10 protein-coding genes are annotated in these 12,392 nt (G+C 71.4%); 1 reads left to right on the top strand and 9 read right to left on the bottom strand.

The window, feature by feature from the left end:
- Window positions 1–18: 18 nt before the first annotated feature.
- The 6 genes from ACZ4V6_RS00345 to ACZ4V6_RS00320 all read right to left on the bottom strand — a co-directional run bounded on the left by ACZ4V6_RS00345 (window position 19) and on the right by ACZ4V6_RS00320 (window position 5,869).
- On the bottom strand, window positions 19–1,638 hold the full coding sequence (locus tag ACZ4V6_RS00345; protein ID WP_467821522.1) for a beta-N-acetylhexosaminidase: 1,620 nt from the start codon (window positions 1,636–1,638) through the stop codon (window positions 19–21).
- Between the two features lies 1 nt (window position 1,639).
- A complete protein-coding gene (locus ACZ4V6_RS00340) occupies window positions 1,640–2,485 on the bottom strand; it encodes a carbohydrate ABC transporter permease (RefSeq protein ID WP_467821521.1) in 846 nt (281 codons plus the stop codon).
- Window positions 2,482–3,474 carry a carbohydrate ABC transporter permease gene (locus ACZ4V6_RS00335; protein WP_467821520.1) on the bottom strand — a complete coding sequence of 331 codons (993 nt, stop codon included), beginning with the start codon at window positions 3,472–3,474 and terminating at the stop codon, window positions 2,482–2,484. Before ACZ4V6_RS00335 ends, ACZ4V6_RS00340 begins: the two co-directional genes overlap by 4 nt.
- On the bottom strand, window positions 3,471–4,769 hold the full coding sequence (locus ACZ4V6_RS00330; RefSeq protein ID WP_467821519.1) for an extracellular solute-binding protein: 1,299 nt from the start codon (window positions 4,767–4,769) through the stop codon (window positions 3,471–3,473). Before ACZ4V6_RS00330 ends, ACZ4V6_RS00335 begins: the two co-directional genes overlap by 4 nt.
- Window positions 4,770–4,982: 213 nt before the next feature.
- Entirely contained in the window at window positions 4,983–5,267 is a 285-nt protein-coding gene (locus ACZ4V6_RS00325; protein ID WP_171991040.1) for a DUF3039 domain-containing protein, read from the bottom strand.
- A 29-nt stretch (window positions 5,268–5,296) separates the two neighbouring features.
- Window positions 5,297–5,869: a YqgE/AlgH family protein gene (locus ACZ4V6_RS00320; protein ID WP_467821518.1), complete on the bottom strand. Its 573-nt coding sequence runs from the start codon at window positions 5,867–5,869 to the stop codon at window positions 5,297–5,299.
- A gap of 233 nt (window positions 5,870–6,102) precedes the next feature.
- Between ACZ4V6_RS00320 and murA the strand changes: the two genes are divergently transcribed.
- A complete protein-coding gene (murA, locus tag ACZ4V6_RS00315) occupies window positions 6,103–7,449 on the top strand; it encodes a UDP-N-acetylglucosamine 1-carboxyvinyltransferase (RefSeq protein ID WP_467821517.1) in 1,347 nt (448 codons plus the stop codon).
- 119 nt (window positions 7,450–7,568) lie between these two features.
- On the opposite strand, the gene ACZ4V6_RS00310 is transcribed toward murA, so the two are convergent.
- The 3 genes from ACZ4V6_RS00310 to ACZ4V6_RS00300 form a co-directional block, all read right to left on the bottom strand.
- Window positions 7,569–7,850, bottom strand: coding sequence for an HU family DNA-binding protein (locus ACZ4V6_RS00310; protein ID WP_003990598.1), 282 nt, complete (start codon window positions 7,848–7,850; stop codon window positions 7,569–7,571).
- A gap of 368 nt (window positions 7,851–8,218) precedes the next feature.
- Entirely contained in the window at window positions 8,219–9,634 is a 1,416-nt protein-coding gene (locus ACZ4V6_RS00305; protein ID WP_467821516.1) for an NAD-dependent malic enzyme, read from the bottom strand.
- 418 nt (window positions 9,635–10,052) lie between these two features.
- A complete protein-coding gene (locus ACZ4V6_RS00300) occupies window positions 10,053–12,359 on the bottom strand; it encodes a HelD family protein (protein WP_467821515.1) in 2,307 nt (768 codons plus the stop codon).
- Window positions 12,360–12,392: the final 33 nt, after the last annotated feature.

Below are 12,392 nucleotides of genomic sequence, written 5' to 3'. Positions count from 1 at the left end.
GCGCTTCGGGGCTTTTGCTTACGCGTTCGGCGGCGGTCCGTCGATCGGCCGGCCGAGCACGCCGGGCCGTCGCTGCCAGGGCAGGGGGCCGGCCGGCGGCCGGTAGGCGACGCCCAGGGCGTCGAGCCGCCGGTAGTGGGCGGCCATCCGCCGCTCGAAGTCGCCGAAGTCCCGTTCGTCCGGGGCGGGCAGGTCGCTCCAGGCGACCTCGGCGAAGGCGGCGAGCCTCGGGAAGACCTGGTAGTCCACGCGGGCCTGGGTCTCCATCACCTCGGTCCACACGTTCGCCTGGGTGCCGAGCACGTGCGCCCTCTCCTCGGGCGTCAGCTCCGGCGGAACCGGCTCGAACCGGTAGACGTCCTCCAGGGTGCGCACGAAACCGATCGGTACGGGCTCGTCCTCGCCCGCGTCCTGCCGGTGGTCCAGGTACACGTGCTGCTCGGGGCACATGACCACGTCGTGCCCCGCGCGCGCGGCGGCGATCCCGCCGGCGTACCCGCGCCAGGACGACACGGCCGCGCCCTCGGCCAGCCCGCCCTCGAGGATCTCGTCCCAGCCGATGAGCCTGCGCCCGCGCGCGCTCAGCCACCGGTCGAAGTGCCGGACGAACCAGGCCTGGAGCTCGTCCTCGCCGGCGAGCCCGAGCTCCTTGATGCGCGCCTGCGCGGCCGGTGACCGCTGCCACTGCCCCTTGGGGCATTCGTCACCGCCGACGTGGACGAACTCCGAGGGGAAGAGCCCGAGGAGTTCCTCGAACACGCCCTCGTAGAAGCGCAGGGTCCCCTCCGTGGGCGCGAGGACGTTCTCGCAGACGCCCCAGGTGTCCCAGACGGTGAGCGAGGCGGTGTCGACGACGTCGGTGTTGCCGAGCTCCGGATACGCGGCGATGGCGGCCTGCGAGTGCCCGGGCACGTCGATCTCGGGGACGACGGTGATGTGCCGCTCGGCGGCGTAGGCGACGATCTCCCGGGCGTCGTCCTGGGTGTAGAAGCCGCCGTGCGGCTTGTCCTCCCACAGCGGCGACGCCCGGTGCCCGTATTTGGTGCGTGCCCGCCAGGAACCGGTCTCGGTGAGTTTCGGATACCGCTCGATCTCGATCCGCCAGCCCTGATCGTCCGTCAGGTGCAGGTGCAGGACGTTGAGTTTGTGGGCGGCCATCAGGTCCAGGTACCGCAGGACGCCTTCCTTGGGCGTGAAGTGCCGGGCGACGTCCAGCATCAGGCCGCGCCAGCGGAAGCGGGGTGCGTCCTCGACGATCCGGTGCGGGACGGCGAGAGCGGACTGCGGCCTCACGGGCGCCCGTCGGAACGCCTCGGGTCCGAGCAGCTGCCGCAGGGTCTGGGCGCCCCAGAAGACGCCCGCGGGGCCGCCGCCGCGGATCTCGACGCACCGGTCGGTGACCACGCTCAGCCGGTACGCCTCCGGCTCCAGGGCGTCGTCCAGCAGCAGCCGCACGCCGGCGGTGTCCCGCGGGCCCGGCCGCAGCGGCAGCGCGAGGGCGGCGCCGAGCGTGGCGCGCAGCCAGCGTTCCGTGGTCTGCGTGCCGGGGGCGGCCCACAGGGTGGTGTCCCGGTCGAGCAGGACACCGCGGTCCGGGGAGCCCTCGACGGCGCGCGGCGCCGGAATCAGTTCGGTCATGTCAGTCCTTCACCGCTCCGCCGAGGCCGGAGACGAGTCGTCGTTGCACGAGTACGAAGAAGACCAGCACCGGGATCGTCATCACGGTGGAGGCCGCCATGACCCCGCCCCAGTCGGGGTCGTCCGGCTTGTAGAAGACCAGCAGCGCCATCGGCAGCGTCGACTGGGACGTGTCGCTGATGATGAACGACTTGGCGAACAGGAAGTCGTTCCAGGTCGAAATGAAGGAGAAGACGCTGGTCGCCACCAGTCCCGGAAAGACCAGCGGGAAAAGGATCTGCCACAGAAAGCGCGCCCGGCTCGCGCCGTCGATGTACGCGGCCTCCTCCAGGGCCTCGGGCACGGCTTTCACGAAGCCCCGCAGCATCCAGATCGCGAACGGCAGCGAGAAGGCGACGTGGGGCAGGATCAGCGATCCCAGGGTGTTCAGCTGACTGAAGTCGCGCATGAGGAAGAACAGCGGGATCGTGAGCGCTTCCACGGGCACCATCTGGGCCACCAGGAACATGATCAGCAGAGTGGTCCGGAAACGGAACCGGAAACGCGTCACGGCGGTCGCGGCGAGAAATGCGATCAGCGCCGAGGCGATCACGACGGAACCCGCCACGAGCAGACTGTTGAGAAAGTAACGGCCGAATTCCTGCTGCCCGAAGACCCGCCGGAAGGAATCCAGCGAGGGCGTCAGCGTCCACGGCCGGGGCTCGCTCGACTCGATCTCCCCGGCCGGCCTGAACGCGCTCAGCACCATCCAGTACAGCGGGAAGGCCACCACGACCGCGGTCAGCAGCGCCGACGCCTCGGCGGCCAGCCGCCACGGACGGCGCACCCGCGCGCGCGGAAGATTCACAGCTCCTCCCCCTGGCGGCGCAGCAGCCACAGGTGGACCAGCGTCACGGCGAGCAGGATCAGCAGCATCACGACGCCGATCGCCGAGCCGAGGCTGTACTGCGAGGACGCGAACGCCTTCTGGTAGGCGTAGACGTTGAGGACGAGGTTCTGGCCGGCGATGCCGCCGCCGTTCGTCATGACGTAGATCTGGGTGAAGACCTTGAAGTCCCAGATGACCGACTGGATGGTCACGACCACGAGGATCGGGCGGAGCATCGGCGCCAGCACCGAACGCCAGATCCGCCACTGCGAGGCACCGTCGAGCGCGGCGGCCTCCAGCACCTCGGCGGGGACGGCGCGGATACCGGCGTAGACGGTGACCATGACGAACGGGAAGGAGCACCAGACCACTTCGAGCAGGACGAGCAGGAAGGCGCTGTAGCGCCCGTACGTCCAGGAGTGGTCGCCGAGGCCCAGCACCCGGTTGACCGGGCCGAAGTCCGGGTCGAACAGCAGCAGCCACACCGTCGACCCGGTGACCGCCGGGGTCGCCCAGGCACCGAGCCCGGCCAGCATGAGCGCGAGCCGGGGCAGCGCCCGCACCCGGGTGAGCAGCACGGCGAGCGCGCACCCGACGGCCAGCGTCGACACCACGCAGGCCGCCGCGAACACGACGGTGGCGAGCAGCACCCGCCAGAACTCGTCGTCCCCGAAGAGCTCCGCGTAGTTCCCGAACCCCTGGAAGGTGGCCGGCTCCCCACCGGACACCTGGGCCTGCGTGTACTCCAGGAAGGAGATCAGCCCGAGCTGGTAGACGGGGTAGACGAGCAACCCGCCGAGCACGACGAGAGCGGGCGCGAGATACAGCCAGGGCGCGCCGGACCCGCGTCCGAGGGGGCGCGGGACCGGGTCGGGCCCGCGGCCACCGCCGCGGGGGCGCGACGGGCCACGAGGGGCCCGCGGCCGCGTTCGCACCGCGCCCCCCGAGCCGGAGGGCGAGGCCGTCATCCGGCGGATCCGAACGCGTCGTCCATCTTCTTCGCCGCGTCCCCGGCGGCGGCGTCCACGTCCTTCTTGCCGCTGACCACCTCCTGGAACATGGTCGGCAACACCAGCGACGAGTCGATCGTCGCCCACGCGGCCGAGGCCGGCACGAACTTCGTGCCCGCGGAGAGGGTGTCGACGAACGGCTTCACGAACGGCTCCTTCGCCGCGACGCCCTGCCGTACGTCCGTGAAGGTCGGCAGGAAGCCCATCGCGTCGAACAGTTCGCCCTGCGCCTCCTTCGACGCCAGCCGCTTCATCAGGTCGACGGCGAGGGAGCGGTGCGAGGTGCTCCTGAGGACGCCGATGTTGTTGCCGCCCGCGAAGGCCGGGGCGATGGATCCGGGCTTCACGCCGGGCAGCGGCACGACCGCGTACTTGCCCTTGACCGCGCCGGCCTCCACGGCCCGGTGGCTGAAGTCGCCGACGATCGCCATGGCCGCCTTGCCGGAGGCGAACGCGGTGACGGTGTCGTTGCCGCCCATGCCGGCGCACTTGGCGGCCGGGCAGTTGTCGTCGCCGAAGAGGGAGGTGTACGCCTCGATGCCCTTGCGGGCGGCGGCGCTGTCGATCGCCGAGGCGTACGAACCGCCCTTGCCGGTGGCGAGTTCGCCGCCGTTGGCCCAGATGAAGGGCATCGCGCCGTAGGTGTAGGCGCCGCCGACCGCGATGCCGTACAGGCCGGGCTTCGCGGCGCGGACCGTCTTCGCGGTGGACGCCAGCTCGTCCAGCGACGCGGGGGGTTCGAGGTCGAGTTCCTCGAAGACGTCGGTGCGGTAGTAGAGGGCCCGTACGCCCACGAAGTACGGGGCGCCGTAGACCTTGCCGTCCACGGTGACCGACTGCCGGGCGGTCGGGTCGGTGTCCTTGGCCTCGTCCCAGTCGCCGAACTCCGCGGTGACGTCGGCGAGTCCGCCGTCCTTCACGTAGCCGGCGGTGTCGGTGTTGCCGTACTCGATGACGTCGGGGGCGCTCTTCGGGTCGTTGAAGGCGGCCTTGATGCGCTGGGCGCGGGTCTCGACGGGGATGTACTCGACGGAGACCTTCGTGTCCTCGTGGGCCTTCTCGAAGCCGGCGAGGACCTGGTCGACGACCTGTTCCTTGGGCTTGTTGTTGACCTCCTGGAAGAGCCAGACCCGCAGGGTGCCGCTCTTCTCGTCCTTGCCGGAGGAGGAGGTGTCGGACGTCTGCGGCGCGCAGGCCGCGGTGACGACGGCGGTGGCGGCCAGGAGCAGGGCCAGCCGGGGGGAGAGCTTCATGGAGTGGTCCTCCGGACGTGCGTTGCAACATATGCAATGACGGTTTCGCTCTGCACAACACCCAGGAGGTTATGGACTACGTGAACATGTCCACAAGAGGTCTCGACCACTTCGTGACACGCGAAGGCGCGCGACGGCCCCCGGACACGCGAAGGCCCCCGGAGCGCGCGGGCGCGCTCCGGGGGCCTCGGGAGGACCGGTCGGACGGGACCGTTACTTCTTGTCGCCGCCCTTGCCCTGATCGCCGCCGGCGCTCATGGACTCGTAGATCTCCTTGCACATGGGACACACGGGGTACTTCTTCGGATCACGGCCCGGTACCCAGACCTTGCCGCACAGCGCCACGACGGGGGTGCCGTCGAGGGCGCTCGCCATGATCTTGTCCTTCTGGACGTAATGGGCGAAGCGCTCGTGGTCGCCGTCGCCGTGGGACACCTGTGGCGTCGGCTCTACGAGGGTCCCCGTACCAGTCCCGCGCTCGGGCTCGAGAGTGCTCATAAACGCCAGGGTACTGAAGCTCACACGCTTCAGTTGAGCAAAGGGTCGTCCGGGTACGTCGCCACCATCGCCAGTTCGCTGCGCTGGCGGCGCAGGACCTCGCGCCAGAGTCTCTCCGGGAAGGGACAGGAGACGTCGCCCGGCTCGGACTCCACCACGTACCAGGCGCCCTCCGTCAGCTCGTCCTCCAGCTGACCGGGGCCCCAGCCGGCGTACCCGGCGAAGATGCGCAGGGCTCCCAGGGCGGGGGCCAGCAGCTCCGGCGGCGCCTCCAGGTCGACCAGGCCGATCGCGCCGTGCACCCTGCGCCAGCCCAGCGGAGCCGTCTGCCCGGACGCGCCGCCGGGGACGACGGCGACGCCGAGGGCGGAGTCCAGCGACACCGGTCCGCCCTGGAAGACCACCCCGGGCTCACCGGCGAGGTCCGCCCAGCCCTCCAGGATGTCGCCCACGTCGACCGGCGTGGGACGGTTGAGGACGACACCGAGGGAGCCCTCCTCGTCGTGGTCGAGGAGGAGCACCACCGCACGCTCGAAGTTCGGGTCCGCCAGGGCGGGCGTTGCCACGAGCAGCCGCCCCGTGAGCGAGGACACCTCGGTCATGCCAGACATGATCCCGCATGTTCCCCCTCCATGGGGAGGCAATCGGGGGCACGTGAGTGAACGGACGCCCCCGCACGCCCCCGCGCGGTGACCGCACGTGCCCGTCGCGGGACCCTTCGTGTTGTGACACATCCATGACGTCGCCGGACCCTCCTCGGGCTTACAGAAGGGGGGTCGAGGGCGACTACCCTTTCCCTTCTGGCCCCTGCCCCACCCAACGGAACGCGAGATTCATGACCGTCAACGGCGCTGATGACGTACTGCTTGTCCACGGCGGAACCCCGCTGGAGGGCGAGATCCGGGTCCGCGGTGCGAAGAACCTCGTGCCGAAGGCCATGGTCGCCGCCCTGCTGGGCAGCGCGCCGAGCCGGCTGCGCAACGTGCCGGACATCCGCGACGTGCGAGTCGTACGCGGACTGCTGCAGCTGCACGGGGTCACGGTCCGCCCGGGCGAGGAGCCCGGCGAGCTGGTGCTCGACCCGACCCACGTGGAGAGCGCGAACGTCTCCGACATCGATGCCCACGCGGGCTCGTCGCGCATCCCGATCCTGTTCTGCGGCCCGCTGCTGCACCGCCTCGGGCACGCCTTCATCCCCGGCCTGGGCGGCTGCGACATCGGCGGCCGGCCCATCGACTTCCACTTCGACGTGCTGCGCCAGTTCGGCGCGAAGATCGAGAAGCGGGCGGACGGCCAGTACCTGGAGGCCCCGCAGCGGCTGCGCGGCACCAAGATCCGGCTGCCGTACCCGTCCGTCGGCGCGACCGAGCAGGTGCTGCTGACGGCCGTGCTCGCCGAGGGCGTCACGGAGCTGTCCAACGCGGCGGTGGAGCCGGAGATCGAGGACCTGATCTGCGTCCTGCAGAAAATGGGCGCGATCATCGCGATGGACACCGACCGCACGATCCGCATCACCGGTGTGGACCGGCTCGGCGGCTACACCCACCGCGCCCTCTCCGACCGCCTGGAGGCCGCCTCCTGGGCGTCGGCGGCGCTGGCGACCGAGGGGGACATCTACGTCCGCGGCGCCCAGCAGCGGTCGATGATGACGTTCCTGAACACCTTCCGGAAGGTGGGCGGCGCCTTCGAGATCGACGACGAGGGCATCCGCTTCTGGCACCCGGGCGGCCAGCTGAAGTCCATCGCGCTGGAGACGGACGTGCACCCCGGCTTCCAGACCGACTGGCAGCAGCCCCTGGTGGTCGCGCTGACGCAGGCCACGGGCCTGTCCATCGTCCACGAGACGGTCTACGAGTCCCGGCTCGGCTTCACCTCCGCGCTCAACCAGATGGGCGCCCACATCCAGCTCTACCGCGAGTGCCTCGGCGGCTCGCACTGCCGCTTCGGGCAGCGCAACTTCCTCCACTCGGCGGTCGTCTCGGGACCGACCAAGCTGGAGGGCGCCGACCTGGTCATCCCCGACCTGCGCGGCGGCTTCTCCTACCTGATCGCCGCCCTCGCGGCCCAGGGCACCTCCCGCGTCCACGGCATCGACCTGATCAACCGGGGCTACGAGAACTTCATGGAGAAGCTCGTGGAGCTCGGCGCGAAGGTCGAACTCCCGGGCAAGGCGCTCGGCTAGGCGGCGGCGACAACGCCGATGGGGCGGTCACCCGGACTCGGGTGACCGCCCCATCGGCGTTGTGCTGAGCGCGTCCCGGAAGGGGCGCGGGGCCGGGCCCCGGCGACGCTCAGGCGCGCTTACTTGCCCTTGGCCGCTTCCTTGAGCTTGGAGCCCGCGGAGACCTTCACGCTGTAACCGGCCGGGATCTGGATCGGCTCGCCGGTCTGCGGGTTGCGGGCGGTGCGAGCGGCACGGTGCGTGCGCTCGAAGGTCAGGAAGCCGGGGATGGTGACCTTCTCGTCGCCCTTGGAGACGATGTCGCCGACGACGTCGGCGAACGCGGCCAGCACGGCGTCGGCGTCCTTGCGGGTCACCTCGGCGCGGTCGGCCAGCGCGGCCACCAGCTCACTGCGGTTCATGTTGTTACTCCCGTGTTCTTCTTGCCGTTGAGGCGTGCCACGCGGCGGAGCCGCATGCGGGCACAGCGAAAGCCGATGCTGCCAGGGACCTCGGACGGTTCCCTCACCCGGGTCCGTCGTCGGGCCCTCGCGCCCAGACAGGCATCCTGCCTGCACCTGCGGCGGTAATGCCAATCCGGCACCCCCAGGAGTCGTGAGAACACCCTTGGGAGTCATGCGGAGGGGGCCGGGGCCCTGGTCTGGCGCCACCCTAGAGGGCGCTTCGAGGCGCCCCGTTCCACGACGCGCCGGTACGGCGGCCCGTCGTGGCGATCCTCACAGCCGCCGCACGGGCCGCCGGGCCCCGGTCCGGGGATCCCCCGGAGAGCCTACGACGCCACGCCGGCGGCCTTCGCCGCCTCCCGCACGGCGCCCGCGACGGCGCCGGCGACCTTGTCGTTGAAGACGCTCGGGACGATGTAGTTCGGGTTCAGCTCGTCCTCGGTCACCACGTCCGCGAGGGCCTGCGCGGCGGCCAGCATCATCTCGGTGTTGACCGTGTGGGACTGGGCGTCCAGCAGGCCGCGGAAGACGCCCGGGAAGACCAGCACGTTGTTGATCTGGTTCGGGAAGTCGGAGCGGCCGGTGGCCACGACCGCCGCCGTCCGGCGGGCGACCGCCGGGTCCACCTCGGGGTCGGGGTTCGCGAGCGCGAACACGATCGCGCCGTCGGCCATGGCGGCCACGTCGTCGCCGTCCAGGACGTTGGGGGCGGAGACGCCGATGAAGACGTCGGCGCCGTGCACCGCTTCCTTCAGCGTGCCGGTCAGGCCCTCCGGGTTGGTGTTGTCGGCGATCCAGCGCAGGGCCGACTCCGGGGCGGCGTCGACCAGGTCGGCGCGGCCGGCGTGGACGACGCCGTGGATGTCGGCGACGACGGCGTTCTTGACGCCCGCGGCGAGCAGCAGCTTGAGGATGGCCGTGCCGGCCGCGCCGGCGCCGGACATGACGACGCGCACGTTCTCCACGGGCTTGCCGACGACGCGCAGCGCGTTGGTGAGGGCGGCGAGGACGACGATCGCGGTGCCGTGCTGGTCGTCGTGGAAGACGGGGATGTCGAGGGCCTCGCGCAGCCGGGCCTCGATCTCGAAGCAGCGCGGCGCGGAGATGTCCTCGAGGTTGATGCCGGCGAAGCCCGGGGCGATGGCCTTGACGATCTCGACGATCGCGTCGGTGTCCTGGGTGTCGAGGCAGATCGGCCAGGCGTCGATGCCGGCGAAGCGCTTGAACAGGGCCGCCTTGCCCTCCATGACCGGCAGCGCGGCCTTCGGGCCGATGTTGCCGAGGCCCAGCACGGCGGAGCCGTCCGTCACGACCGCAACGGAGTTGCGCTTGATGGTCAGGCGGCGGGCGTCCTCGGGGTTCTCGGCGATGGCCATGCAGACGCGGGCCACGCCGGGCGTGTAGACCATGGACAGGTCGTCACGGTTGCGGATGGGGTGCTTCGACGCCATCTCGATCTTGCCGCCGAGGTGCATCAGGAACGTACGGTCGGAGACCTTGCCGAGGATGACGCCCTCGATGCCGCGCAGCTGCTCCACGATCTCGTCGGCGTGGGAGGTCGAGCCGGCCGCGATGGTGACGTCGATGCGGAGCTTGTCGTGGCCGGACGCCGTGACGTCGAGGCCGGTCACCGAGCCGCCGGAGGACTCCACGGCGGTGGTGAGCTGCGAGACGGCGGTTCCGCTCGCGGGCACCTCCAACCTGATGGTCATCGAGTAGGAGACGCTGGGCGCCGTTGCCATGGCCGACTTCCTCTGCTTTCACCGTGTCGCGTGTTGTGCCGTCCGATCGTCGCACCTACCACCGGGTACGTGGTAGCCGCCCCGGATTGCGAACGTTTTGTTCGCACGCCGTCCGACCGGAGGGGAGTTGCTTTCGGAAAACGACTTCCACCATACGAGAAGTTGGGCGTCGGCGGAAGGGGCTCCCCGGAGCGGGGGCCCGGTCCGGGAAAGAAGTCGCGGGACGGGAATTGTCTTGCGGGGATCGTTTGTTACCTTGGATGTGACACCGGCCCGATCCAAGCCCCCGGGCCCAACCTTCGTCGCTACGAGCGACCACTTGCCGCGAGGCGAGCATGGCGGGTCGGTGTCACTCAAGCACAGCGAGGGGCCCGCGCCGTCCGACGACGGCGCGGGCCCCTCGCTGTGTCCGGGTGCCTCAGTCGCGCAGCAGGTCCGGCACCCCGGCCGCGTCCGGCTCGTCCCGGCCGCCCGAGACGATCGTCAGCTGCTGGGTGGCCCGGGTCAGGGCGACGTAGAGCACCCGCAGCCCGGCGGGCGACTCGTCCGCGATCTCGGCCGGCGAGACGACGACGGTCGCGTCGTACTCCAGCCCCTTGGCCTCCAGGCTGCCCAGCGCCACCACCCGGTCGCCGAGTCCGGCGAGCCAGCGGCGGGCCTCCTCGCGGCGGTTCATGGCGACGACGACGCCGACGGTGCCGTCGACGAGGTCCAGCAGCCGGGCCGCCTCCGCCCGCACGGTCGGCGCGAGGTCGTCCCCGGCGACGGCGAAGCGCGGCTCGACCCCGGTCGAGCGGACCGCCGCCGGCGCCGTGGAGCCCGGCATCGCGAGGGCGAGCACCTTGGCGGCCAGCTCGGCGATCTCCGCCGGGTTGCGGTAGTTCACGGTGAGCTCGAAACGCCGCCGGGGACGGGTGCCCAGGGCCTCGTCCCGGGCCGCCGCCGCCTCGTCGGGGTCGGTCCAGGAGGACTGGGCCGGGTCACCGACGACGGTCCACGTGGCGTGCCGGCCGCGGCGGCCGACCATCCGCCACTGCATGGGCGTGAGGTCCTGCGCCTCGTCCACGATGACGTGCGCGTACTCGGTGCGCTCCTGCGCGAGGCGCTCGGCGCGCTCCCGCTGGGTCTCCTCGCGCTGCGGCATCAGCTCCTCGAGGCCGGTGAGCTGGTCCAGCGGGTCGAGCTCGCGCCGCTTGCGGGGGCGGGCCGGGGTGCCGAGGACGGCGTGGAGCTCGTCGAGCAGGGCGATGTCGTGCACGGAGTGGCCCTCGCGGCGCAGCGACCGGGCCACCTTGCGGACCTCGCCGGGGTTGAGGATCCGCCGCGCCCAGCGGCCCAGCCGCTTCTCGTCCGCCATGGCCGCCAGCACGGCGCCGGGCGTCAGCTCGGGCCACCAGGCGTCCAGGAAGGCGATGAAGGAGTCCTCGGAGCTGACGTCCTCGTCGAAGGAGGACCGCAGCTCGGCGGCCAGCTCCGGGTCGCTGTGGCGGCCGGCGGCGCCGGACTTGCCCCACAGGGCGTCCAGCAGCAGCCGGCGGGCGCGCGGACGCAGCAGGTTGACGGGCGCCGTGCCGCCCAGCACGGTGTGGCGGACGGCGGCCAGCTCCTCCGCCTCCAGTTCGAGGCGCCGGCCGAAGGCGACGACCCGCAGCAGGGTCGGCGAGCCCTCCGTCTCCAGGGCCCCGCGCGCGGCCTTGCGCAGCACCTTGAGCATCCGCGAGGAGCCCTTGGCGCGGGCGACGGCCGGGGAGTCGTACAGCGTGGCCTCGGCCCCGACGGCGTCCACGGCGAGTGAACCGATCGCGCGGATGGCGACCTGCCCCTCCTCGCCGAGGGAGGGCAGCACGCCCTCGGTGTACGCCACGAGCAGCGGGGTCGGCGAGACGATCAGGATGCCGCCCGAGTAGCGGCGCCGGTCCTGGTAGAGCAGGTACGCCGCCCGGTGCAGGGCGACGGCGGTCTTGCCGGTGCCGGGGCCGCCCTCGACGTACGTCACGGAGGCGGCGGGGGCGCGGATGACCAGGTCCTGCTCGGCCTGGATGGAGGCGACGATGTCCCGCATGGAGTGGGTGCGGGCCTGGCCGAGGGCGGCCATCAGGGCGCCGTCGCCGACGACGGACAGCTCCTCGCCGTCCAGGTACGCCGTGATCTCGGGCCGCATCAGGTCGTCCTCGACGCCGAGGACGCGCCGCCCCTTGGACCGGATGACCCGGCGGCGCACGACCCGGCCCGGGTCGACGGGCGTGGAGCGGTAGAACGGCGCGGCGGCGGGCGCCCGCCAGTCGATGACCAGCGGCGCGTAGTCCTCGTCCAGGACGCCGATGCGGCCGATGTGCAGGGTCTCGGCGACGTCGGCGGTGTCGTCGGGCCGTACGGCGCCCTCGGCGGGCTCCACGGCCGTGTACGCGCCGTCCGCGCCCTTCTTGCCGTCCTTGCCGAGGAGCAGGTCGATACGGCCGAAGAGGAAGTCCTCGAACTCGTTGTTGAGGCGGTTCAGGTGGATGCCCGCCCGGAAGACCTGCGCGTCGCGCTCGGCGAGCGCGCCGGGGGTGCCGACGTGGCCGCGCTGCGCCGCGTCCCGCATGAGGAACTCGGCCTCGTGGATCTTCTCCTCGAGGCGGCGGTACACCCGGTCCAGGTGTGCCTGTTCCACGCTGATCTCTCGGTCGCGTACGGAATCGTGCACCGTGTCGACCGCCGAATCCTGTTGTGCCTGTGCGGCCACCGGGCCCCCTTCTGACGTGCTGGGCAGCCGTCA

Source organism: Streptomyces sp. NPDC029152, from assembly GCF_055564355.1.
The sequence above is the reverse complement of the archived record's forward strand: the minus strand, read 5'-3'. Positions and strand labels throughout refer to the sequence as shown.